Annotated in this window: 26 protein-coding genes; 16 read left to right on the top strand and 10 right to left on the bottom strand. The window is 63.5% G+C overall.

Annotated features, from left to right (window positions below; all coding sequences use genetic code 11):
* Positions 1 to 2: 2 nt before the first annotated feature.
* From pheT to AB433_RS03560, 3 genes are all read right to left on the bottom strand, one after another.
* A complete protein-coding gene (gene pheT, locus AB433_RS03570) occupies positions 3 to 2,402 on the bottom strand; it encodes a phenylalanine--tRNA ligase subunit beta (RefSeq protein ID WP_047819952.1) in 2,400 nt (799 codons plus the stop codon).
* Positions 2,399 to 3,499, bottom strand: a complete 1,101-nt coding sequence (pheS, locus tag AB433_RS03565) for a phenylalanine--tRNA ligase subunit alpha (protein WP_047819951.1) — start codon at positions 3,497 to 3,499, stop codon at positions 2,399 to 2,401. Before pheS ends, pheT begins: the two co-directional genes overlap by 4 nt.
* Positions 3,500 to 3,987: 488 nt before the next feature.
* Positions 3,988 to 5,577 (bottom strand): phosphoenolpyruvate carboxykinase, encoded by a 1,590-nt coding sequence (locus AB433_RS03560; protein ID WP_047819950.1) that lies wholly within the window; start codon positions 5,575 to 5,577, stop codon positions 3,988 to 3,990.
* 290 nt (positions 5,578 to 5,867) lie between these two features.
* On the opposite strand from AB433_RS03560, the gene AB433_RS19845 reads away from it, so the two are divergent.
* From AB433_RS19845 to AB433_RS03515, 8 genes are all read left to right on the top strand, one after another.
* A protein-coding gene (locus AB433_RS19845) for an IS5 family transposase (protein ID WP_156170621.1) occupies positions 5,868 to 6,640 on the top strand; the annotation gives its coding sequence in 2 pieces (ribosomal slippage) (positions 5,868 to 6,186 and positions 6,186 to 6,640; 774 coding nt in all).
* A 143-nt stretch (positions 6,641 to 6,783) separates the two neighbouring features.
* Positions 6,784 to 7,494: a response regulator transcription factor gene (locus AB433_RS03545; RefSeq protein ID WP_047823237.1), complete on the top strand. Its 711-nt coding sequence runs from the start codon at positions 6,784 to 6,786 to the stop codon at positions 7,492 to 7,494.
* Positions 7,481 to 9,133: a sensor histidine kinase gene (locus AB433_RS03540; protein ID WP_245626572.1), complete on the top strand. Its 1,653-nt coding sequence runs from the start codon at positions 7,481 to 7,483 to the stop codon at positions 9,131 to 9,133. Before AB433_RS03545 ends, AB433_RS03540 begins: the two co-directional genes overlap by 14 nt.
* Complete coding sequence (locus tag AB433_RS03535; protein WP_047819949.1) at positions 9,130 to 9,552, top strand: HPr kinase/phosphorylase; 423 nt, start codon at positions 9,130 to 9,132, stop codon at positions 9,550 to 9,552. The genes AB433_RS03540 and AB433_RS03535 overlap by 4 nt, the downstream gene beginning before the upstream one ends.
* 28 nt (positions 9,553 to 9,580) lie before the next feature.
* Entirely contained in the window at positions 9,581 to 10,507 is a 927-nt protein-coding gene (gene rapZ / locus AB433_RS03530) for an RNase adapter RapZ (protein ID WP_047819948.1), read from the top strand.
* A 106-nt stretch (positions 10,508 to 10,613) separates the two neighbouring features.
* Positions 10,614 to 11,018 (top strand): PTS sugar transporter subunit IIA, encoded by a 405-nt coding sequence (locus tag AB433_RS03525; RefSeq protein WP_047819947.1) that lies wholly within the window; start codon positions 10,614 to 10,616, stop codon positions 11,016 to 11,018.
* Complete coding sequence (locus tag AB433_RS03520) at positions 11,015 to 11,311, top strand: HPr family phosphocarrier protein (protein ID WP_047819946.1); 297 nt, start codon at positions 11,015 to 11,017, stop codon at positions 11,309 to 11,311. Before AB433_RS03525 ends, AB433_RS03520 begins: the two co-directional genes overlap by 4 nt.
* 18 nt (positions 11,312 to 11,329) lie before the next feature.
* Positions 11,330 to 12,124, top strand: coding sequence for a TrmH family RNA methyltransferase (locus tag AB433_RS03515; RefSeq protein ID WP_047819945.1), 795 nt, complete (start codon positions 11,330 to 11,332; stop codon positions 12,122 to 12,124).
* Between the two features lie 3 nt (positions 12,125 to 12,127).
* Here the strand turns inward: AB433_RS03515 and AB433_RS03510 are convergent, their stop codons facing one another.
* The gene (locus AB433_RS03510; RefSeq protein ID WP_156170658.1) at positions 12,128 to 12,808 is read right to left on the bottom strand and encodes a hypothetical protein; all 681 of its coding nucleotides are present in this window, start codon (positions 12,806 to 12,808) and stop codon (positions 12,128 to 12,130) included.
* Between the two features lie 31 nt (positions 12,809 to 12,839).
* Positions 12,840 to 14,291: a DNA recombination protein RmuC gene (locus AB433_RS03505; protein ID WP_047819943.1), complete on the bottom strand. Its 1,452-nt coding sequence runs from the start codon at positions 14,289 to 14,291 to the stop codon at positions 12,840 to 12,842.
* Between the two features lie 104 nt (positions 14,292 to 14,395).
* Between AB433_RS03505 and AB433_RS03500 the strand changes: the two genes are divergently transcribed.
* A complete protein-coding gene (locus AB433_RS03500) occupies positions 14,396 to 14,803 on the top strand; it encodes a four-helix bundle copper-binding protein (RefSeq protein WP_047819942.1) in 408 nt (135 codons plus the stop codon).
* Between the two features lie 144 nt (positions 14,804 to 14,947).
* On the opposite strand, the gene def is transcribed toward AB433_RS03500, so the two are convergent.
* Together def and recR are read right to left on the bottom strand one after the other, a co-directional pair.
* Positions 14,948 to 15,511, bottom strand: coding sequence for a peptide deformylase (def, locus tag AB433_RS03495; protein WP_047819941.1), 564 nt, complete (start codon positions 15,509 to 15,511; stop codon positions 14,948 to 14,950).
* A gap of 55 nt (positions 15,512 to 15,566) precedes the next feature.
* Complete coding sequence (recR, locus tag AB433_RS03490) at positions 15,567 to 16,175, bottom strand: recombination mediator RecR (protein ID WP_047819940.1); 609 nt, start codon at positions 16,173 to 16,175, stop codon at positions 15,567 to 15,569.
* A gap of 60 nt (positions 16,176 to 16,235) precedes the next feature.
* Between recR and fmt the strand changes: the two genes are divergently transcribed.
* Genes fmt through AB433_RS03475 form a run of 3 tightly spaced genes read left to right on the top strand, consistent with a single transcriptional unit; the run spans position 16,236 to position 19,028 of the window.
* Entirely contained in the window at positions 16,236 to 17,141 is a 906-nt protein-coding gene (gene fmt / locus AB433_RS03485; RefSeq protein ID WP_047819939.1) for a methionyl-tRNA formyltransferase, read from the top strand.
* Between the two features lie 10 nt (positions 17,142 to 17,151).
* Positions 17,152 to 17,916 carry a tRNA pseudouridine(38-40) synthase TruA gene (truA, locus tag AB433_RS03480; protein WP_047819938.1) on the top strand — a complete coding sequence of 255 codons (765 nt, stop codon included), beginning with the start codon at positions 17,152 to 17,154 and terminating at the stop codon, positions 17,914 to 17,916.
* A complete protein-coding gene (locus AB433_RS03475; protein ID WP_375782397.1) occupies positions 17,913 to 19,028 on the top strand; it encodes a zinc-binding dehydrogenase in 1,116 nt (371 codons plus the stop codon). Before truA ends, AB433_RS03475 begins: the two co-directional genes overlap by 4 nt.
* A gap of 7 nt (positions 19,029 to 19,035) precedes the next feature.
* On the opposite strand, the gene AB433_RS03470 is transcribed toward AB433_RS03475, so the two are convergent.
* The 3 genes from AB433_RS03470 to AB433_RS03460 all read right to left on the bottom strand — a co-directional run bounded on the left by AB433_RS03470 (position 19,036) and on the right by AB433_RS03460 (position 21,057).
* Positions 19,036 to 19,245 carry a dodecin gene (locus AB433_RS03470; RefSeq protein ID WP_047819937.1) on the bottom strand — a complete coding sequence of 70 codons (210 nt, stop codon included), beginning with the start codon at positions 19,243 to 19,245 and terminating at the stop codon, positions 19,036 to 19,038.
* Positions 19,246 to 19,316: 71 nt separating this feature from the next.
* The gene (gene cobS / locus AB433_RS03465) at positions 19,317 to 20,294 is read right to left on the bottom strand and encodes a cobaltochelatase subunit CobS (protein WP_047819936.1); all 978 of its coding nucleotides are present in this window, start codon (positions 20,292 to 20,294) and stop codon (positions 19,317 to 19,319) included.
* 52 nt (positions 20,295 to 20,346) lie between these two features.
* Positions 20,347 to 21,057: a winged helix-turn-helix transcriptional regulator gene (locus tag AB433_RS03460; RefSeq protein ID WP_047819935.1), complete on the bottom strand. Its 711-nt coding sequence runs from the start codon at positions 21,055 to 21,057 to the stop codon at positions 20,347 to 20,349.
* Between the two features lie 89 nt (positions 21,058 to 21,146).
* Between AB433_RS03460 and AB433_RS03455 the strand changes: the two genes are divergently transcribed.
* The 4 genes from AB433_RS03455 to AB433_RS03440 are packed head-to-tail and all read left to right on the top strand — an operon-like array spanning position 21,147 to position 23,452.
* A complete protein-coding gene (locus AB433_RS03455) occupies positions 21,147 to 21,566 on the top strand; it encodes a VOC family protein (RefSeq protein ID WP_311735619.1) in 420 nt (139 codons plus the stop codon).
* Positions 21,567 to 21,578: 12 nt separating this feature from the next.
* Positions 21,579 to 22,256, top strand: coding sequence for a glutathione S-transferase family protein (locus AB433_RS03450; RefSeq protein ID WP_047819933.1), 678 nt, complete (start codon positions 21,579 to 21,581; stop codon positions 22,254 to 22,256).
* 3 nt (positions 22,257 to 22,259) lie between these two features.
* Positions 22,260 to 22,607, top strand: coding sequence for a DUF1428 domain-containing protein (locus AB433_RS03445; protein WP_047819932.1), 348 nt, complete (start codon positions 22,260 to 22,262; stop codon positions 22,605 to 22,607).
* Between the two features lie 26 nt (positions 22,608 to 22,633).
* Complete coding sequence (locus AB433_RS03440) at positions 22,634 to 23,452, top strand: VOC family protein (protein ID WP_047819931.1); 819 nt, start codon at positions 22,634 to 22,636, stop codon at positions 23,450 to 23,452.
* The last annotated feature ends 2 nt before the right edge of the window (positions 23,453 to 23,454 follow it).

The following is a 23,454-nucleotide window of genomic DNA, read 5'->3' as shown; positions in this document are numbered from 1 at the left end:
GATCATCCGCGCAGCGTTGCGCCCTGCTTGGCCGCGGCGGCGGTGACCGCATCGCTGACCGCTTTCAGGTCCGCATCGGTGAACGTCGCCTCGATGGGCTGCATCGTCACTTCGATGGCCAGCGACTTCTGCCCCTCTGGCACGCCCTGCCCGGTGAATACGTCGAACAGGCGGGCATCGACGATCCGCTTCTTGTCCGCACCCTTGACCACGCGGACAAGGTCGCCAGCGGGAAGGTCTGCGGGAACGAGAAACGCGAAGTCACGTGATACGGCCTGAAGCGAGGGCGGCGTATAGCTGGCCCGCGTGAACGTGGCCGCGCCCTTCTTGGCCGGGATGGCTTCCAGATCGATTTCGGCCACGACGACGGGGCCATCGATGTCGAACTGCTTGGCAACCGCCGGGTGCAGCGTGCCGAAGCGTGCCAGCACGTTTTTCGGCCCAAGCCGCAGCGTCGCCGACTGGCCGGGGTGATACTGTGCGCCCGCTTCGTTCATCACCATCAGGTTGCCGACCGGCGCTCCGGCAGCTTCCAACAGCGCCATAACCTCGGCCTTGGCGTCGAACGCATCGAAGCCCTGCGCCTTGCCCTGCTGCCACGAACGCGGCGTGCGCTCGCCCGCCAGCACGACGCCCAGCGTCAGGCGCTCGTCGCTCGCACCGCCCTTGCCACGCAGATAGCGCCGGCCAAGCTCGAACAGCCGAACCGAGGATGCCCCGCGTGCCATGTTGCGCTGGGCGGCCATCAACAGGCCGGGGATAAGCGAGGGGCGCATGGCCTTCATGTCCTCGCTGATCGGATTGGCCAAAACCCACAGCGGTTCGTCGGCGAAGGCTTCAGCCTCGGCCATCGGCAGGAACGACCACGTGATCGCCTCGTGCAGCCCCCGCGCGGCGGCGGCGCGGCGCACGCGGCGCTCGCGGCTCTGCAACGGGGTCGCGGTCGGCTTGGCAACGCCTTCGGCGCGCGGCAATGCGACCGAGGGCACGTCGTCCAGCCCGTGGATGCGGATCACTTCCTCAACGATGTCGGGCGCGCCGTCGACGTCGGGACGCCAGCTTGGCACGGTGACCGCCCAGTGGTCCTCGACCTCGGCAATCTCGAAGCCCAGCGCGGCCAGAATGCGCTTCTGCTCATCCTCGCGCACGGAAACACCGCCTAGGGTTTCGGCCAGCGCGGGTTCGTAACGTACGACCTTGCCACCTGCTGGCGGCGCGCCGACGTGCACGGCCTCGCTGGCCTCGCCACCGCAGATGTCGAGGATCAGACCGGTCAGGATTTCGAGACCGGTACCAAGGAAATCGGTATCCACCCCGCGTTCGAACCGGCTGCGCGCATCACTGGTCAGCGTCAGGGCGCGGCCCGTGTGGGCGATGCGTTCGGGGTCGAAATAGGCAACCTCCAGCAGGACATCGGTCGTATCCGCGCCGCAGCCCGAATGCTCCCCGCCCATGATGCCCGCGATGTCGTGCACACCATTGTCGTCGGCGATAACGGTCATGCTGTCGTCGAGCAGGTAGTGCTTTTCATTAAGCGCAGTCACGCCCTCGCCCGGCTTGGCCCGCCGCGCGACGATCGCGCCGGCCAGCTTGGCGATGTCATAGGCATGGCTGGGGCGGCCATAAGTCAGCATCACGTAGTTGGTGATGTCGACAAGAGCCGAGATCGGACGTTGGCCCGCCGACTTCAGCCGAGCCTGCATCCACGCGGGACTTTCGCCGTTGGTCACGCCCTTGATGACGCGCCCGAAGAACGCAGGACAACCTTCGCGGTCGTCGCTGCGGATCTCGACCGGACAGGGGTAGCTGCCCGCGTGGACCGCATCGGCAACCGGCTTCAAGGTGCCAAGCCCAGCCGCCGCCAGATCGCGGGCGATGCCATAGACGCCCATGCAATCCGGGCGGTTCGGGGTGATCGAGAGGTCGAAGACCGGATCGTCGAGGTCGGCGAAAGTCGCAAACTCGGTGCCGATCGGCGCATCGGCGGGAAGCTCGATGATGCCATCGTGGTCGTCGCCAAGGTCCAGCTCGCGGCTGGAGCACATCATGCCGTTCGATTCGACGCCGCGGATCGCCGCCTTGCGCATTTCCATCCCGTTCGACGGCACGACCGCGCCCGGCGTTCCCAGCACGCCGACAAGGCCCGCCCGCGCGTTCGGCGCGCCGCAGACGACCTGCAGCGGCTGTCCGTCACCCAGATCGACCGACAGCACTTGCAGCTTGTCCGCATCGGGATGCCTTTGCGCCGTCAGCACTTTCGCCACGCGGAAACCAGCAAGCGCCTCCGCCGGGTTCTCCATGCCTTCGACCTCAAGCCCGATAGCATTCAGCTTCGCCGCGATTTCCGTGGACGTAGCTTCGGTGTCGAGGTGGTCCTTCAACCAGGAGAGCGAGAGCTTCATGCGCCCACTCCCACGCCGCCCGACAGGGTGGGCACGTCGAGCGCCGCGAATCCATAATGCTTCATCCAGCGCAGATCGCCGTCGAAGAAGGCGCGCAAGTCGTCCATGCCGTATTTCAGCATGGCAAGCCGGTCCACGCCGGTGCCGAAGGCAAAGCCCTGCCACTCGTCGGGGTCCAGCCCGCCGAATTCGATCACCTTGCGATTGACCATGCCGCTGCCCAGCACTTCCATCCACGCGTGACCTTCATCGTCGCCCGATCCGCCGACGACACGGCGTCCCTTTTCCATCGAATACCCGACGTCGACTTCGACAGAAGGTTCGGTGAAGGGGAAATAGCTGGGACGCAGGCGCAGGACGATGTCGTCCCGCTCAAAAAAAGCTTTCAGGAACGTCTCGAGCGTCCATTTCAGGCGGCCAAGGTGAATGCCCTTGTCGATGACGAGACCCTCGATCTGGTGGAACATCGGCGTGTGCGTCGCGTCGCTGTCGCTGCGATAGACCCGCCCCGGCGCGATGATGCGCAGCGGTGCGCCTTCGTTCAACATCGAACGGATTTGCACCGGCGAGGTATGAGTCCTGAGCAACATGGACCGGCCATGCTCATCGGTATCGGGAAAATAGAACGTATCGTGCATCGCGCGCGCCGGATGGCTTTCCGGCATGTTGAGCGCGGTGAAGTTGTGCCAATCGTCCTCGATCTCCGGGCCGGTCGCGACGGCAAAACCCATGTCTGCGAAAATCTCGGCCAGTTCGTCCATCACTTGGCTAACCGGATGAACCGACCCGGTCGGCGCATCTGGCGCGGGGAGCGAAAGGTCGAGCGTTTCCGACGCCAGCTTCGCCTCCAGCGCAGCAGCCTCCAGACCCGCCTTGCGCGTTGCCAGCGCTTCGGCAACCTCGTTCCGCAATGCGTTGAACTTCGCGCCCGCCTCGGACCGTTCCTCCGGGCTCATTCCGCCCAGCGTCTTCATCAGGCCCGAAATACTGCCCTTCTTGCCCAGAAACGCGACCCGGTGCTGCTCCAGCGTGTCGAGCGTGTCGGCCTCGGCAATGCGCGCGAGGGCATCGGCGCGGAGCGAATCGGTATCGGGCATGGGTCCTTGGCGTTCCTGAAAATCTGAAAGTTGTGCGGTCTTTTCCGGCTGGATGCGCTCTCTAGGCAGGACAGGGCATAACCGCAATGCCCCGGCGCGGCACAGCTTTGGATCGGTTCCATGACAAGGTCGTCAAGGTTATTACAAACCTTGTTCGAATCTGAACAAAAGCTTGCAGATGGCGCGATCGCGGGCAAGGCTGTGCGCGAAATCACTGCCAGTCGCTGCCCACCCTGGCAATCAGGAGCGGCACCGACCAAGCAGTCGGGAATACACCGGGTGGGTCGCAGACCCGGTGAAGCTCGGAAAGTCGGGCCGTCGGTTGGGGGACTGTGCGGACTGGCAATTCGGGGGCAATGAAGGCGCGGGAGGAAACTCTCGCGCCTTTTTGTATGCCGGCAGGACCAGTCGCAAAGCAAAACGCCCCGAACCGCGAAGGTCCGGGGCGTTCTTATATGCGGTAGATTCGCGGGTTAGGCCCGCTGAAATCACGCAGAAGTCGGAGCCGCTTGCCGAACGCCTTCATCGACGTGTTCTTCGAAGACCGCGAAATTGTCGACGAACAGCTGCACCAGCTTCTGCGCCGTGCGGTCGAACTCTTCCTTGTCGGCCCACGTCGCACGCGGATCGAGGATCGTGCTGTCGACACCCGGCACCGCCACCGGGACCTCGAAACCGAAGTTCGCGTCCTTGCGGAACTCGACATTGTTCAGCGAACCGTCGAGCGCGGCGTTCAGCAGCGCGCGGGTCACCTTGATCGGCATGCGGCTGCCGGTGCCGTACTGGCCGCCGGTCCAGCCGGTGTTGACCAGCCAGCACTGCGCGCCGCCTTGTGCGATGCGTTCTTTAAGAAGATTGCCGTAGACGCTGGGGTGACGCGGCATGAAGGGCGCACCGAAGCAGGTCGAGAACGTCGCCTGCGGCTCGGTCACGCCGATCTCGGTTCCGGCAACTTTCGCTGTGTAACCGGATAGGAAATAATACATCGCCTGATCGGGCGTAAGGCGCGCGATCGGGGGCAGAACGCCGAACGCGTCGGCGGTCAGCATGATGACGTTCGACGGAACCGGACCAAGGTTCTTTTCCGAGGTGTTCGGGATGAACTCAATCGGATAGGCGCCGCGGGTGTTTTCGGTCTTCGAGGTATCGGTAAAGTCGATCTCGCGCGTTTCCTCGTCCATGGCGACATTTTCGAGGATGGTGCCGAACATCTTGGTCGTGGCGTAGATTTCGGGCTCTCCCTCTGCCGAGAGGTCGATCATCTTGGCATAGCAGCCGCCTTCGAAGTTGAAGACTGCCGAATCCGACCAGCCATGTTCATCGTCGCCGATCAGCGTGCGGCTGGCATCGGCCGAAAGCGTGGTCTTGCCGGTGCCCGACAGACCGAAGAAGATCGCGGTCTTGCCGTCTGCGCCGACATTGGCCGAGCAGTGCATCGGCATCACGCCTTGTTCGGGCAGGAGATAGTTCAGAAGGCCGAAAACGCCCTTCTTCATCTCGCCCGAATATTCGGTGTTGGCAATCAGGATCAGCTTCTCGCTGAAGCTTACCGCGATTATCGTATCCGAAACACTTCCGTGGCGGGCCGGATCGGCCTTGAAGCTGGGCAGGTTGATGATGGTGTATTCGGGCACGAAATCCGCCAGCTCTTCAGCGGTCGGGCGGACCAACAGGGTGCGGATGAACAGATTGTGCCATGCCATCTGGTTGATGACGCGTACGTTGACGCGATACTCGGGCTGAGAACCCCCGAACAGGTCGGCGACGTAAAGCTCGTCCTGACTTTTTAACGCTTCCATGAAGTCAGCCTTGAGATTTGCGAAATGCTCTTCGCTCATCGGCTGGTTGATCTTGCCCCAGTTGATCGTGTCGGCCGTGATCGCATCCTTGACGACGAACTTGTCCTTGACGCTGCGACCGGTGAACCGGCCGGTGTCGACAACCAGCGGGCCATGCGCGGCGAGGCGGCCTTCGCCACGGGCCAGCGCCTGTTCGACAAGGGCGGCGGTTCCAAGATTTGCGTGAATTTTTGCCCCGGTCTCAATCCCTTGGGCGGCAAGCGGCGTGTTGAGCGACACATTACTCTCCTGTCAGCGCCCCGGTCACGCGCGGACTTCGCGTTTCCCATAGGCGGCGCCACTTTCGCGGCGGCTTTAAAGTCCTCGAACCATCGAGCGGGATGATCGGCCAATCGCGCTCCCAGCGATTGGCCGCCCTGCCGGTTTTACACCGGAACCGGTGCCGCGCATAGTCGAGCGCGCAATTTGCGTCAAACCGACAAGGAGATGACTATACTAGGCCGTAAACTCATAAACTGACTTGCGCGGCGCGGGCGCGGTTGATTCAAGGCTTCGGGAAGGAGCTTTGGATGACGCGTCGTAGATTTGAACTGACCGATGATGAGTGGCTGGTGATCGAGCCGTTGTTGCCGAACAAGCCTCGCGGGGTTCCGCGTGTGGATGACCGGCGGGTCATCGACGGGATATTGTGGCGCTTTCGCACGGGCAGTCCTTGGGCTGATATTCCCGAGCGCTATGGCCCACATACCACCTGCTACAACCGTTTCGTGCGCTGGCGCAAAGCCGGTGTGTGGGACCGCCTTCTCGAAGCGGTGAGCCAAGCCTTCGACGGCGAGTTGGTCATGATCGACAGTTCTTCCATCCGGGTCCACCAGCACGGTGCGACCCTAAAAAGGGGGACCCAAATCGCTGCATGGGACGTTCCCGGGGCGGTTTGACAACCAAGATCCATGCCCTGGTTGATGGTCGCGGCCTGCCGATCCAACTGCATCTGTCCGAAGGCCAGGCGAGCGATTGCCGTGAGGCCGAGAGGCTGCTGGCCGCCGTGCCGAACGCCACCACCTTTCTCGCCGATAAGGCTTATGACAGCGATGCCATTCGCAGTCAGATCACCGCGCAGGGTGGCTTCGCCAACATCCCAGTCAAGCGCAATCGTCGCAAAGGCTTCGCGTTCAGCAGCTTCCTGTATCGCTACCGTAATCTGGTCGAGCGTTTCTTCGGGAAACTCAAAAACGCCAGAGGCTTGGCCACCAGATACGACAAACGAAGCGATAACTTCCTCGCTGCCATCAAGCTCTTCTGCACACGCCTATGGATCGCCGCTAATGAGTCTACGCCCTAAATCGCTAATCTAGACCGCCGCGCAGCAATTTACCGCACCTGCACGGGGGACGGATGCGCCGTTGGATTGGCGAATCCATCGACTATTGTCTAAGCGATGGGGATAAATCCGGGCGGCATGGCCGCTCCGCCGAAAGGAAATCTATGGCGCAGGTGATCGCGCTGGTCGACGATGACCGCAATATTCTGACAGGCCTGTCGATCGCGTTGCAGGCCGAAGGGTTCGACACGCGGGTCTATTCCGACGGCTCCGCCGCGCTGGAGGCACTGGTGGAAAATCCGCCGGACCTCGCCGTGTGCGACATCAAGATGCCGAAGATGGACGGGCTGGAACTGCTGCGCCGCTTGCGGGAAAAGAGCGCGCTGCCGGTGATTTTCCTGACCAGCAAGACCGACGAGCAGGACGAGGCGATCGGCCTTGCCATGGGCGCGGACGACTATATCGCAAAGCCGTTCAGCCAGCGCCTGCTGGTCGCCCGCATCCGCGCGCTCTTGCGGCGTGAGGAAATGGTGCGCAATCGCCTGTCGGGCACCGGCGACGAACCGCCCGCGCAGATCGTCACGCGCGGTCGCCTGACGATGGAGCCCGAACGCCACCGTGTAACGTGGGACGGGCAGCCCGTGTCGTTGACCGTGACCGAGTTCCTGATCCTTGAGGCTCTCGCCCAGCGTCCCGGCGTGGTGAAGACGCGCAACCAGTTGATGGACGCCGCCTATCAGGACGACGTCTTCGTCGACGACCGCACGATCGACAGTCACATCAAGCGCCTGCGCCGCAAATTCCGCGAAACCGATCGCACATTCTCTGGCATCTCCACGCTCTATGGCGCGGGCTACAGCTTTGCCGGAGACTGACCCGGACCGGCGCGACGACTCTCGCGATCAGGATTTGATCGAGACCGAGACCGTCGCCGCCGATCCGGTTGCCGATGCGCCCGACCGCCTGTTCTGGACGCGGGGCTTTTCGCTGACCACGCGCATCCTTGCGGTCAACGTGCTTCTGGTCGGCCTCGTGCTGGGCGGGCTGTTCTTTCTCGACACCTATCGCAAGCAGCTGATCGCAGAGCGGTTCAAGCTGGCCCGCTCGGAAGTGGAGATCATCGCCAACGCGCTGGCCGAAGCACCGTCGAGCGAACACGCCGCATTGTTAGCGCGCATCGGCGCGGAACAGCGGTTGCGGCTCCGCACTTTCAACGCGGTGGGCAAGTTGCAAACCGACAGCTTCGTAGTCGGCCAGCCCGCCTTCACCTTCGTCGATCCGGAAAGCGAGACATGGGTGCAGGATTTCGCCCGCTGGCTCGACCGCAGCGTCGACTTCCTCGTGGGTGCGCCGCCTGTGCCGCCCTACAATCCCGCCGATGACGAGGAGCCGGCGGTGAAATCGGAATGGCCCGAAATATTCGTGTCAGAACAGGCGGGGCAAGGTGCGGTCATGCTGCGCTATGCACCCGACAGGACCCCGGTTATCACCGCTGCCGCGCCCTATGGGCCGCAAGGCGAAACCTTGATGACGATGCGCAACGCGGTCGACATCACGCAATCGGTCCGCTCGGCGCGGACCTCGCTACTGGTTCTGCTGACGCTGGGCATACTTATATCGATCCAGGTTTCGCTGTTCCTTGCCCGCACCATCGTGCTGCCCTTGCGCCTGCTGTCGCGCGCTGCCGCCCGCGTCCGACTGGGTCGTGACCGCGAGGTTGTCGTCCCCCGCCTGCCGGAGCGTGGTGACGAGATCGGCACGCTGGCCCGCGCCCTGTCGGACATGACCGCCGCCCTGCGCGACCGGATCGACGCGGGCGAGGCCTTTGCCGCCGACGTCAGTCACGAGTTGAAGAACCCCCTCGCATCCTTGCGCACCGCGCTCGATACGATGGAAACGGTCGACGATCCGAAGCTGCGCGACCAGCTGCTCGACATCGCCAAGGCCGACGTGCGGCGGTTGGACCGGCTGGTGACAGAGATCGCCGAAATCACCCGTGTCGATGCCGAACTGTCGCGCACCGCGTTCAAGCCCGTCGATCTCTACGCGCTGGCCGAGGGCGTGATCGGCGGGCGCACGATGGCCGCGCGGATCGGGGAAGAACGCGACCTGCACTTCACCGTCGAAAGCGCGCCTACGTCCGCCACGATGATTGCGGGTGACGCGGCGCAGCTGGAGCGCGTGCTGGAAAACCTGATCGACAATGCCGCCAGCTTCTCCCCCCACGGGGGATACGTCACTATCGGATTCGCCGACCTTGGCGACAACACGGTCGAGATGACCGTGACCGACGACGGCCCCGGCATCCCGGAAGATCAGCGCGACAAGGTGTTCCAGCGCTTCCATTCGGACCGCCCAGAGGCCGATTTCGGATCGCACAGCGGCCTTGGCCTTGCCATCGCGCGCTCCATCGTCAGCGGGCATGATGGCAAACTGACCGTGCGCGAACGCGCCGACGGCAAGTCGGGCGCGGTCATGGCGATCACCCTGCCCGCGCTGGATTCGGCAGCATGACCGCCACCACGCATCAGGCCACCTGCGTCGCCATTGATGGGCGCGCCATCCTGATCGAGGGCGAACCGGGCATCGGCAAGACCAGCCTCGCTCTCGCGCTGATCGACCGGGGGGCCAGCCTTGTCGGCGACGATGGCGTCCTGCTCGAACAGCGCGACGGACGGCTTTGGGCTATGCCACACCCCAACACACGCGGCTTGATCGAAGTGCGCAACCTCGGCCTGCTCACCATGCCTTGCATAGAGGCCCCCGTCGCATTGGTGCTGGACCTGACACACAGCGCCCCGCGCCATGTCGAGAGCGCCAACACGATCCAGCGCGCCGGCGTCGCCCTGCCCTGCCTTGCCTTCTGGCCCGACAGCCCGGTCGCCGCGATCCGTGCCGAATTGGCGCTGTCTCTACACGGGCTGGCCAGTTGAAGGCACCCGCGCCTAGAAGGGCCGTCCAATGCTGAGCGACTCGCCCGATCGTCCGACCCGTGTCTTGCTCGTCACCGGCTTGTCGGGTGCCGGGAAAACCACCGCCCTGCGCGCGCTGGAAGATCTGGGGTGGGAGCCGGTCGACAATTTTCCTGTCCGCTTGATCGGTCGCCTGCTGCACACCGCCCCCGGCGCTGGGCAGGACGGCGACAGCGGGCCGCTTGCCATCGGTTTCGATTCGCGCACCCGCGGCTTCGATCCGCACGCGGTGATGGCGGAGATCGAGGGACTGGCCAAGGCCGAGGACTTCGCCTTTTCCACCCTGTTCCTCGACTGCGGCGCGGAAGAGCTTGAGCGGCGCTACAACGAAACCCGCCGCCGCCACCCACTGGCCGCCGACCGCCCCGCCGCCGCCGGCATCGCGGCAGAGCGCGAGTTGATGGAACCGCTGCGCCGCTGGGCCGACGTGGTCATTTCCACCACCGATTTTTCGAGCAACGATCTGCTGCGCACGATTCGCGAGCTGTTCGCGCCGACCGCGCCGCAGGACATGACGGTCACCGTGTCCAGCTTCGGCTTTGCGCGCGGCATGGTGCCGACAGCGGACCTCGTCTTCGACATGCGCTTCCTCGACAACCCGCATTGGGACGAGAACCTGCGCCCGTTGACAGGCCGCGATGCGCCGGTTGCAGAGCGTATTCAGGGCGACCCGGCCTGGGCCGAAGCCTTTGAACGCATTCGCGATCTCGTGATCTTCCTGCTCCCCCGGTACGAGGCGCAGGGCAAGGCCTATGTGAACATCGCGTTCGGGTGCACCGGGGGCAAACACCGTTCGGTCTTCGCGGCGGAAGCACTGGCCGCGGCGCTTCGCGGATTGGGACACAATCCCACCCTTCTGCATCGCAACCTTGACTCGAACGCCGCCGATGGTGTGGAAGGCGCGGCCCGCGCATGACCTGCGGCGAGTCTTCCCCCACGGACCGTCAGCAGCCTGAACGGCAGAGCCACCTGTGGTTCATCCCGAATATTGCAGCGTGGGTCGGACGAAACTTGGGAACCTCATGATCGGCCTCATCCTCGTTACCCACGGCAATCTTGCGGAAGAATTCGTTCGCGCGATGGAACACGTCGTCGGCCCGCAAGAAGACGTGATCCCCGTCTGCATCGGCCCGAACGACGACATGGAACAGCGTCGTACGGAGATCAGCGACGCGATCGCCAAGGCGAATTCGGGCAAGGGGGTCATTGTCCTGACCGACCTGTTCGGCGGCACGCCCTCCAACCTTGCCATCTCGCTGCTGCGCGCGGGCGAGGTCGAGGTGATTGCGGGGATCAACCTGCCAATGCTGATCCGTCTTGCGGGTGCGCGGACGGAAATGTCGGTCACGCAGGCGGTGTCCGCTGCGCGCGATGCGGGTCGCAACTATATCACCGTGGCATCCGAATTTCTGGGGCAGGACGCATGAGCGGGACCGAAGTGAGCGACACCTTTGCCCGCACGGTCCTGATCACCAACCAGCGCGGACTGCACGCGCGGGCCAGCGCGAAGTTCGTCGGGCTTGTCGCCGGATTGCCGGAAGGCAACAAGGTCCGCGTGGTGCGCGAAGGGTCCGAAGCCGCAGGCGGCTCGATCCTCGGCCTGATGATGTTGGGCGCTGCCAAGGGCGACGAGATCCAGATCGCCGTGACCGGCCCCGATGCTGCCAGCGCGCTGGATCAGCTTTGTGCTTTGGTAGAGGACAAGTTCGGCGAGGAGTGATCCTTTTCGGGCTATTCGATGCGCCAGATAACCGGCCTTTCCAATCCGACCGTCAAATACCTGCGCTCGCTGCGCGACAAGAAGCACCGTCGGCGTGAGCAACGCTTTATGGCGGAAGGCCTGCGGCTGCTGACCGATGCGCGCGAAACCGGGCACCTGCCCGAAATTCTGGCGATGGCAGAGGGGCGCGAACGGCATCCGCTACTCGATGAGTTGGTAGCCGCGACCGAAGCGGCAGGCGGCGACGTGATCGAGGTGTCGCAAGACGCGCTGACCAAGATTACCGGTAAAGACAATCCGCAGGCCGTCTGCGGCGTGTTTGCCGAACTTGATACGGCCCTGACGCGGATCAGCCGCGATGGCGCGCCGCTGGTTCTGGTGGCGCAGGCAATGCGCGATCCGGGCAACCTCGGCACGATGCTGCGCACCGCCGATGCGGTTGGCGCGGGCGGGCTGGTGCTGATCGACGATTGCGCCGATCCGTTCAGTGTCGAAGCGGTGCGGGCCAGCATGGGTGCGATCTTCACCGTACCGCTGGCGCAAGCACGGTGGGAGGAGTTTCGCAAATGGCTGCGCGAAGGGCCGGGGCAATTGGTCGCCGCATCCTTGCGCGATCCGCATGATTATCGCGATGCGCCCTATGCCGCGCCGTGCTTCGTGATGGTCGGCAACGAGTCGCGGGGGCTGCCCGAAGAGTACGAGGCAGAGTGCGACTTGCGCGTCACGATCCCGATGCTGGGCCGCGCTGACAGTTTGAATGCTTCGATTGCCGGGGCGGTGCTGGCGTACGAGGTGCTGGCCAAGCTGCGCTAACGGTCAGCCGTCGGCCAGAAACATGTCGATGGACCAGCCGTTCGGTCCGCGCGTCATGAACAACCGGTAATCACCCAGTTCGCGCAGATCGGCGGCTTTAACATAACCGATCTGTCCGGATTGGGTCGCAATCTTGCGAAATCCCTTGGTGTCACCGCCCATCATCTCTACCAGATCGCGATCGAGCTTGGCGAGTTGCGGCGCGTTGTCCGTGCCCGAAACGCGCAGCGGGACGGAGTTGTCCGTTACCCAGAACGTCGTATCGGGATCGTGATCGGACCCGCTTCTCGCGGCGATCCACGGCATCACGGCGTCGGTCCCGCCGTCGCTGGCACAGCCCAGTTCCTTCAACTCTGCCAGTTCGAGCCAGAGCGTGTCGTCAGCGTCCAGCCGTCGCCGAAATTCGTCGATTCCCGCCCCGCCATCCATGTCGAGTTCGATGCCGGGGTGCGACAAGGCGATCAGTTGATCGGCATCGCGCGCGTCGATTGCCGTCATCAGCGCGGACCGGAATGCTGCGAAGCCAGGCAGATAGGCGCATTCGTCTTTGGGCGCATAAGGACCGGTCGCCACCGTGCCATCGACCATGACCGGTTCGGCCCTGATCGCCGCGGGTTCCTCTGCCTCTGCCGGACCGCGCGAAAATCCCATCAGGGCCACGCCCGCGAGCGCAATAGCCGCCACGCCGGGGATCATGGCCCCGATGCGGCTACTATCAGCCTGTCTTGCGCGTCTCCGTCTGATCATCGCTTATGGAAAGCCGCGCAACGTCCTTCGGTTCCCCGGCGGCTGTATCGTCCGACCCATAACGCGGTGCGGCTTCGACCAGCGGCACGTCCTCGATCTCGCGCTTGCCGATTTCGATGCCCTTTTCGGCCAGCCGCTTGCCCGAAGACAGCACGTTGCGTTCGAAGCTGCCGACGAACTTGTTGTAGTTGTTGACCGCCGTTTCCAACCCGCCGCCAACGCGCTTCAAATGCTCCGCCGCAACGGCAAGCCGGTCGTAGAGTTCGGATCCAGCCTTGCCAATCGCAACGGCTTCGCGCGCGATGGTGTCCTGCCGCCACACCTGCGCAACCGTCCGCGCGATGGCGACAAGGTTCGTGGGCGTCGCCAGCAGCACCTTGTTGCGGAAGGCAAAATCCCACAGCTCCGGATCATGCTCCAGCGCGGCGGCGACAAAATGCTCGCCCGGCACGAACATCACCACATAATCCGGCGCATCCTCGAACTGGCTCTGATAGCCCTTGGACCCCAGCGTCTGGACATGGTTGCGCATCGACCGCGCATGCAGGTCCATATGCCGCTGCCGCTCTTCGCCATCCTCGGCCTCGAACGCGGCCTGATAGGCGTTCAAAGACACCTTGGCGTCGATGACCAGCTTCTTCTGGCCCGGCACGTTGACGATCGCATCGGGGCGCAACCGCCCTTCGCTGGTATCCATCGAATGTTCGAGGTGGAAATCGGTATGCTCGGCAAGGCCGCACTGTTCGAGGACGTTCTGCAACGCCCGCTCGCCCCAGCGACCGCGGGCCTTCGGCGCATTGGTCAGCGAGTTGCCCAGCCGCTGCGCCTCGCGCCGAACCTCTTCCTGACCCAGCCGCATCTGTTCGATCACGCCGGCAAGGCTGCCGAAGTCCTTGACCCGCTTTTCCTCCAGCGCGGCGACCTGCTCCTCATAGGCTTTCAGCCGCGAACCCACCGGTTCCAGCAAGGCCTTGATCCGCGCCGCATTGGTCTTCTCGCTCTCGGAAAACCGCTCGTTCGCGCGTTCCAGAAAGCGGGCCTGCGCGCCTTCCAGCGCCTTGTTGCCCATCGCCTCGAACTGCTTGCCCAGCTCCTCGCGCGCTTCCTTCAGCAGAACCTCGCGCTCGGCAAGATTGGCGCGGTCCTTGTTCAGTTCCGCCACCGACACCCGCAGCGCCTCGACCTGCGCACGCGATTCGCGCAACTGATCCTCGATCGCTCCGGCCCGGTCGGCCCGCTCGCTCATCGTCGCGAGTTCGGCGATGGCAGCGCGGAATTTCTCGTCCTTCTCTTTGAGATCGGCCTCAACCCCGGAGTGCCGCGCACGCCAGTCGGCGACGGGCCGCGATCCGAAGAACCATCCGGCAACAAGGCCGACGACAAGCGCGACCACGGCGAAAACAAGCGCAAGGATATCCATTCGCAAGAACATACATCGAACATCGTGCAGGGCAAGCGCCCTGTCGGACCGTTTCGGAACTTCTCCCCAGTGCCGACCGTCAGTCGGGTAGAAGGAGTTTCAAAATGTCTATCCAGAAGATGATTTCCGAGCATCCCGCCGTAGGTTCCGACTACAACGAGACCCTCGGCCTTGCGGTCAAGCACGCCATGTATTGCGCGGCGATCTGCAATTCCTGCGTCGATGCCTGCGCCGCCGAGGACATGGACATGAGCCGGTGCATGCGCCTGTGCAGCGATTGCAGCGACATCTGCACCGCCACCTATCGCGTGGCCAGCCGCCGAACGGATGAAAACCGATCGGTCATCCGCGCGATGCTGGCACTATGCGTCAAGGCCTGCGAGACTTGTGCCGAGGAATGCGAGAAGCACGACAACCCGCACTGCAAACGCTGTGCCCAGATGTGCCGCGAATGTGCGCGCGACTGCAAGGCCGCCATGGAAGACCTGCATGACGAGGCCGTAGCAGCGTAAGGCAAGCTAACGCCGGGGACCCGGGGCGCGAAGCGACACCCGCAAGCGCGAACGCGCGCCCGAGCTTATGCGAGGAAGCCAAGCCGGGCGGATGCCCGGCGCCCGGCGTCTGAGGGGTCCGGCTCAAGGAGCCGGACCAACAAACTACGCAGCCCGCAGCTTCTGCAGCTTTTTCAGCGCCATGTTGCGCTTCAGCCGCGACAGGTGGTCGATAAACACAACGCCGTTCAGGTGGTCCATCTCGTGCTGGATCACCACCGCCATCAGGTCGTCCATGGCCTCTTCGTGGGTGTTTCCGTCGAGATCCTGATACCGCACGCGGCAGGTGGCGGGGCGGTCGACCTCTGCATAGATGTCGGGGACCGAGAGGCAGCCTTCCTGATAGGCCTTGGTCTCTTCCGAAGGATCCAGAATTTCCGGGTTCACATAAACCCGCGGTTCCTTCTTCGTCGGCTGGTGATGGTGATCGTGCCCGTCGTGATTGCACGCCACCGGCTCTGCATCGGGGTCTTCAGGCTGAAGGTCGATCACCAGCACGCGCAGCGGCACGCCGACCTGAATCGCGGCAAGGCCGATGCCGGGGGCGTCGTACATCGTCTCGAACATATCTTCGACAAGCGTTTTCAGCTCGTCGTCGAACGTCTCGACGGGCTTTGATACCTGCTTCAGCAGCGGATCGGGAACTTCGATGATTTCGCGGATAGCCATGCGCCCCATTTAGGGATGCCGCGCGATTCCGGCAAGCTGCGTCAGGATGCCCGGATCAGGACACTGGCCTGCGCGCCCGCAAAGCCTGCGCCAAGGTGCCTTCGTCCATGTAGTCCAGCTCTCCGCCCACCGGCAGACCGTGGGCAAGCTGTGTGACGCGGACGGGCATGCCCTCCAGCCGCTCTGCGATGTAGTGCGAAGTCGTCTGCCCCTCCAGCGTGGCGTTCATCGCGAGGACGACCTCGTCCACGCCCGCCTCAACCCGCGTCAGCAATTGGCCGATCGTCAGATCCTCCGGCCCCACGCCGTCGAGCGCCGACAAGCGCCCGCCCAGCACGTGGTAACGTCCGTTATACAGCTTGGCCCGATCCAGCGCCCAAAGGTCCGCCACGTCCTCTACCACGCAGATCGAGCGGGCATCGCGGCGCGGATCGGTGCAGACATGGCAGGGGTTGGCGGTATCGACGTTGCCGCAAGTCTCGCACTCGACAAGACTGTCTCGCACCGCGGTCAGAGAAGCGAGCAATTCGACCAGAGCGTCCTCTCGCCGCTTCACCAGCCACAGCACCGCGCGCCGGGCCGAACGGGGGCCAAGCCCCGGCAAGCGGGCCAGCGCCGAAGCCAGCCGCTCTATTTCGTTTCCACCTGAACCTTGTGAAGCCATCGGGGCGAAGATAGGGACTGGCGCGCCGCTCAGGAAGAGCGAAGGCAGGATGATAAACAGATGCGCGTGATCTTCATGGGAACCCCCGACTTCGCGGTGCCGACGCTGCGCGCGATCGTCGATGCGGGGCACGAAGTCGTCGCCGCATACTCGCAGCCGCCACGTCCGGCAGGCCGGGGCAAGAAATTGCAGCCCTCTCCCGTGCATCTCGCCGCCCAGGAATTGGGGATCGAGGTGCGCACCCCGCCCAGCCTTAAGCCGCAGGAGGAGAAGGACGCCTTCGCCGCGCTGAATGCCGATGTCGGTGTGGTCGCGGCCTATGGCCTGCTGCTGCCGGTCGCAGTGCTGGAGGCACCGACGCACGGTTGCCTCAACGTCCACGGGTCGATCCTGCCGCGTTGGCGTGGGGCGGCGCCGGTGCAGCGCGCGATCCTTGCAGGCGATGCGACGACGGGCGTGACGATCATGCAGATGGAGAAGGGCCTCGATACCGGGCCGATGCTGCTCAAACGCACCACCCGGATCGAACGCAAGACCGCTGGCGAACTGACCGACGAAATCGCCGCGATGGGGGCTGAGGCGATGGTCGAAGTGCTATCTCGCCTGCCCCACGTTCGCCCCGAAAAACAGCCGCTGGAGGGCGTGACCTATGCCCACAAGATCGACAAGGCCGAAGCGCGGATCGACTTCACCAAGGGCGCGGAATTCATCGAACGGCAGGTCCGCGCCTTCGCCCCGCGCCCCGGCGCGTTCTTCGAACTGGAGGGCGAACGCATCCGCGTGCTGGATGCCGACGTAATCGGGCGCGAGGGCGCGACCGCTACGGTTCTGGACGACGAACTGACCATCGCCTGCGGTTATGGCGCGATCCGGCCCACCTTGGTGCAGCGCGCGGGCAAGCCAGCCATGGCGACCGAGGCGATGCTGCGCGGCAAACCGATCCCGGCGGGCACCGAGATCCGGTGAACCCCCCAAGATGACCCGATTTGCGCTGACCCTGGAATTCGACGGCGGCCCGTTCATGGGCCTGCAACGGCAGGACCATGGCCCATCGGTTCAACAGTCGGTCGAGGAAGCGGTCGAGGCCATCACTGGCGAAGCGGTGCGGATGCACGCCGCCGGGCGCACCGACACCGGCGTCCATGCCTTGGCCATGCGGGCCCATGTAGATATCGAGAAAGACATCGATGCCTTCCGCCTGATGGAGGGCGTCAACGCCAAGCTGCGCCCCGACCCCATCGCGGTGACCGCGTGCGAAGTCGTGCCGGACGACTGGCACGCCCGCTTTTCCTGCGTCGGTCGCGCCTATGTCTATCGCATCGCCAACCGCCGCGCGCCGCTGACGCTGGAGCGAGGGCGTATGTGGCAGGTCGCCGCGCCACTGGATGCAGCGGCGATGCATAGCGCGGCGCAGCACCTTGTTGGTTGCCACGATTTCACCACCTTCCGCTCTGCCCATTGCCAGGCACAATCACCATTGAAGACGCTGGATCGGCTGGACGTGGAACGCGCCGAGGGAACCGGGGGCAGCGAAGTCCGTATCCATGCCGAGGCGCGCAGCTTCCTGCACCACCAGGTCCGCTCGATGGTCGGCTGCCTTGCGCTGGTCGGGATGGGCCGGTGGAGCGAGGACGATATGCGGCAGGCGCTGGAGGCGTGCGACAGACAAGCGCTGGGTTTGAATGCGCCGCCCGACGGGCTCTATTTCGTAAAGGCCCGCTATGAAGGAGAGGCACCGTGACCGAATTCGCCAACGAAATGATAACTTCGACCGCGCACGCGGATGGCAGGTTGGTGGTCGAACTGGTCAAATCCACGATGCGCGATCCGGGCCCCAACGAAGTCGTCATCGAGATAGAGGCGGCCCCGATCAACCCGTCAGACCTTGGCCTGCTGTTCGGCGCAGCCGACGTTGCGAATGCCGAATATTCGGACCGCAAGATCGTCGCGTCTATATCGCAAGGGGTCGTCGCATCAATGGGAAAGCGGCTCGGCCAAGCGATGCCCGTCGGCAACGAGGGCGCTGGCCGGGTCGTCGCAGCGGGGGATAGCGAGGCGGCGCAAGCCTTGCTCGGTAAACGGGTCGCCTGTCTGGCGTTCGGAACCTACGCCCGCTATTGTATAGCGCCGGTCGGCGCCTGTATGCCGCTGTCCGACGACATCAATGCAGAGGAAGGCGCCGCCGCTTTCGTCAATCCGCTGACCGCGCTGGGCTTTGTGGAAACGATGAAGCGCGATGGGGCCAAGGCGATCATCCATACCGCCGCCGCGTCGAACCTTGGCCAAATGCTGCTGCGCATCTGTCAGGAAGACGGGATCGACATCGTCAACATCGTTCGTTCCGACGAACAGGTCGCCCTGCTGCGCGGGCTTGGCGCGAAGCATGCGCTGAACATGAAAGACGACGATTACGAGGCGCAACTGGTCGCCGCGATTGCGGAGACCGAAGCCTATGTCGCCTTCGATCCGATCAGCGGCGGCAACCAGTTAGGCCGCATCCTGAACGCGATGGAAACGGTCGCCTCGCGCGATGAAGGCTTCACCCCCTATGGGTCGAATACGATGAAGCGCGGCTATATTTACGGGTTGCTCGATACAGGGCCGGTCGTCATCGACCGCTTCTTCGGGTTCAGCTGGCAGGTCGGCGGGTGGCTACTGTTTCCATTCCTGCAATCCGCCGAACCGGGAATGCGCGAACGGCTTCAGGCGCGGATCATGGCCGGGCTGAAAACCACGTTCGCCAGCCATTATTCACAGCGCGTAACCCTGCGCGAAATGCTCAGCCGCGATGCGGTAATGGCCTATAACGCGCGGCGGACGGGGGAGAAATTCCTCGTCACGCCGCAGGGCTGAACTTCGCTCAATCGTCGAGTGCGAAACCGACCTTGATCACCACCTGGTGCTGCACGGTGCCGTCATCTTCGACGAAGCCACGCTGGCTGACGACTTCGTACCATTTCACGTTGCGGATAGTCGATTGCGCGCGCTTTAGCGCGGCGCGGATCGCGGCGTCGCTGCCTTCGTGAGATGTGCCCACGATTTCGCTTAGCTTGAATACATGATCGGTCATGGCATCCTCCTATTCCTGACTATACAGGAAAACGGGAGAAACGACGCATGTGTTCCGATAAAGTCTGGCCTTCAGGCTTTACCGACGACGCTCTCGGGTAAGTCGGTGCCGAACACGCGCTGGTAGTATTCTGCCACCAGCATCCGTTCCGTCTCGTCACACTTGTTCAGGAACGAGAGGCGGAAGGCGAAGCCGATGTCGTGCAGGATCTGTGTGTTCTGCGCCCAACTGATCACCGTGCGGGGGCTCATGACCGTGGAAATATCGCCGTTGATGAAGCCCTGTCGCGACAGGTCTGCGGTGCGGACCATCTTGGTGATCGTCGCCTCGTCCATCTCGGGCACCTTTGCCTTGACGATCTCGACCTCGGTCGCCTCTGGTAGATAGTTCAGGCCGACGACGATGTTCCAGCGGTCCATCTGGCCCTGGTTGATCGCCTGAGTTCCGTGATAAAGCCCGCTGGTATCGCCAAGGCCGACCGTATTGGCCGTCGCGAACAGGCGGAAATACGGGTTCGGGCGAATAACGCGGTTCTGGTCCAGCAGGGTCAGCTTGCCTGCAGTTTCCAGAACGCGCTGAATCACGAACATCACATCGGGGCGGCCCGCGTCGTATTCGTCGAACACCAGCGCAGTCGGCGTCTGCAGCGCCCACGGCAGCAGGCCTTCGCGGAATTCGGTCACCTGCAACCCGTCGCGCAGCACGATCGCGTCACGACCGACAAGGTCGATTCGGCTGATATGCGCGTCAAGGTTGATGCGCACACAAGGCCAGTTCAGCCGCGCGGCGACCTGTTCGATATGGGTCGACTTACCCGTTCCGTGATAGCCCTGCACCATCACGCGGCGGTTGTGGGCAAAACCGGCCAGAATCGCCAGCGTCGTATCCGGGTCAAACACGTAGGCGGGATCGACGTCGGGCACGCGCTCGTCCGCCTTCGAAAAGGCCGGTACCTTCATGTCGATATCGATCCCGAAGGTTTCGCGCACGTCGACTTCGGTATCGGGCGCGGCAAGGACGGTCTGGTGGCTGTTGGTCATGTCGTTCATCGTGTGCGGTCGGTAAACGCCGAGGCGCTGCGCTGCAACAGCCTAATGCGGATCAACTGACCTTGGGCGGCAGGGCGAAGAGCGAGCAGAACCGGTCGGCCAGATCGCGGTCGCCAAAGACCGAGAGGCCGAAGTCGCGTTCCACATCGGCCAGCGGACGCTTGCCGTAGAAATATGGCAGGACCGCATTGGGCGACGCCGCCGCGAACGTAAGGTCGGCAGTACCGTCCGGTTCGACCAGACGCTGAAACGTCAGTTCCCCGTTCTTCAGCGTTCCGCGAAACTGGTCGGTGGCGAACAGAAAATCGACGGTTGCGTCAAAATCCGCCCGAACCCGCAACATTGTCCGCAGAGACAGCATCGCCGATACCGGCGTCAACGGCAGAGTCGGATCGTGCGCCCGCGACCGGACCGACCAACGCCCAAGCGCCTTCATCACCTCCTCCGCCTCGTACCCCCAAGGCGTCAGTTCGTAGACCTGCACAGAGGCAGGCGGCGGCAACATGCGGCGGACGACAACGCCAGCCTGCCCCAGCTTTTCCAGTCGCTCGGTCAGAACCTTGGCGCTGATGCCGGGCAGGTTCGCGCGGATCTGCGAAAAGCGCAGCGGCCCCATCATCAGCTCGCGCATTACATGCAGCGACCAGCGTTCGCCCATCAGCTCCATGGCAAACGACGCGCCGCAGGCGTCGCCATACCACCGTCCGTGCAGAGGCTCTTGGGCTCGGTCCGTCGCCTCTATAGTTCCATTTAGAGACTTCATGGTTGCATTTTGTAACCACTCTGCGCACGAATCGCAAGCGAGAGGCGACTCGAGTCGTTCGATCGAAGTGGAGAAGTGCGTTGCAGAAGATGATTTTCATAAACCTGCCGGTCGCCGATTTGCCGCGGTCGATGGCGTTCTATGCCGCGCTTGGATTTACGAACGAGCCGAAGTTCACAGACGAAACTGCTGCCTGCATGGTCTGGTCCGAAACGATCTACGTCATGCTGCTGACCCACGCGAAGTGGCAGAGCTTTACCGATCGCCCGATCACGACGGACGGTTCGTCCGCCCTGCGCCTCTGCCTCAGCCTGGAATCGCGCGAAGCGGTGGAAACGATGAACCGCGTTGCCGGGGAAAGTGGCGGAACCGCCGATGCCGATCCGGCGACCGATTATGGGTTCATGACGACGCGTTCCTTTGCCGACCCTGACGGTCACATCTGGGAACCCATGTGGATGGATCCCGCCGCCGCAGAGCAAGGCCCGCCCGCCGAAGTCAACGCCTGAAGGAGAGCAACGATGCCGCAAGTTTCCGACAGTGAAATCGTCATCACCGGTTTCGAATGGGTGCCGCCCTTCGCCAAGGGTTTCGTCCGCGACCTGCGCGCCCGATGGGCGTGCGAGGAAGGCGGGATCGATTATTCCACCCGCCTGATCAGCGCAATGAAGCGCCCCGAATGGTTCTATGCCGAACAGCCTTGGGGCCAGGTGCCCGTGCTGCAGGATGGCGAACTGACCCTGTTTGAAAGCGGCGCGATCCTTGTCCACCTTGGCGAGAAATGCGGCCTGCTGCCAGCATCGGGTCAGGCACGGGCCGATGCGCTATCGTGGACCTTTGCCGGTCTCAACTCGATCGAACCGACGATCTTCGAACTGAGCAACGTGAACACGTTTTCCAAGGGCGAGGAATGGGCCGACCTGCGCCGCCCTTCGCTGGAGGAAAACGCCGCCAAACGGTTCGACCGTCTGGCGACCGCGATGGAGGGGCGCGAATGGCTGGCGGGGGACTTTTCCATCGCCGACATTACCATCGCCACCGTGCTGAGAGAGGCCGATGGGAACGGATTGGTGCAGTCCCGCCCCGTTCTTTCCGCCTATCTCGACCGCGCGGTGTCGCGCCCTGCCTTCAAGGCCGCGCTGGATGCGCAACTGGCCGATTTCGACGACACCCTTGCACCCCAGAAAACGGAGGCCTGAACGATGTATATTCAAGGTTTTTTGATCCCCGTCCCCGCCGACAAGAAAGAGGCCTATCGCGACATGGCAGCCGAGGCAGCCGATTATTTCAAGTCGCTGGGCGCGACCGAGATCGTGGAGGCCTGGGAGGACAATGTCGCCGACGGCAAGACCACCGATTTCCGCATGGCCGTAAAGGCGACCGCTGACGAGAAGATCGTTTTTTCGTGGATCGTCTGGCCAGACCGGGCGACCTGCGACGCAGCATCCGAGAAAATGGAGGCCGAAATGGAAATGCCCGAAGAGATGCCGTTCGATGGCAAGCGGATGATCTTCGGCGGGTTCGAGCCGATTTTTACGATGGGCCGCTAATCGAGCCGATTGCCGGGAGAAAGAGGATGGCAAATCAGGCGGGCGAACCGATCTGGTATGAATTGTTGAGCGACGACTTGTCGAAGGTTGCGCCATTTTACGAGGCGGTCGTCGGGTGGTCGATTGAAAAGGCCCACATGGCAGCCGAAGGCGGCACCGATTATTACTTTCTGAAACGCGCTGACAACGATGCGACCGGCGGCGCCATGACGCTGGCCGACAGCATGAAATCCTGCGGGATGAAGCCCCGCTGGCTGGCCTATTTCGCGACGCCCGATGTCGATACCTCTGTCGCGAAACTCAAAGAGCTTGGCGGATCGGTAACAATGGACCCGTTCGACCTGCCCGGCGTGGGCCGCATGGCCTATGTCGCCGATCCGCAGGGCATTCCATTTTATCTGATGACCGGTGCTAGCCCCGAGCGCAGCGAGGTGTTCGCCGGCGAGGACCGTAACGATTTCGGCAAGTGCGGCTGGAACGAATTGCTGACCAGCGATGCCGAGGGCGCGATCGCATTCTATGGGGCCTTGACGGGTATGGCAGTCAACGAACGCATGCCTATGGGCGAAATGGGCGACTACTCCTTTCTGGACGTCAACGACCTGCGCATCGGTGCGGTCATGAAAGCCGTGCCGGAAGGTCCGATGGCGCAGTTCCCGATCGGACCGCACTGCTGGCACTTCTATTTCCGCGTACCCAACGTCACCGCCGCGAAGGCCGCGATAGAAAGCAACGGAGGCACCGTCCTGATGGGTCCGATGGAGGTGCCGGGCGGCGAGCATATCGTCGTCGCGCTCGATCCGGACGGGGCCAATTTCGGCCTTGTCGGACCCTTGGGAGAATAAAT

The organism is Croceicoccus naphthovorans (genome assembly GCF_001028705.1).
Taxonomy (GTDB): domain Bacteria; phylum Pseudomonadota; class Alphaproteobacteria; order Sphingomonadales; family Sphingomonadaceae; genus Croceicoccus; species Croceicoccus naphthovorans.
Note: the sequence above shows the minus strand (reverse complement) of the source record. Positions and strands in the feature narration are given on the sequence as shown.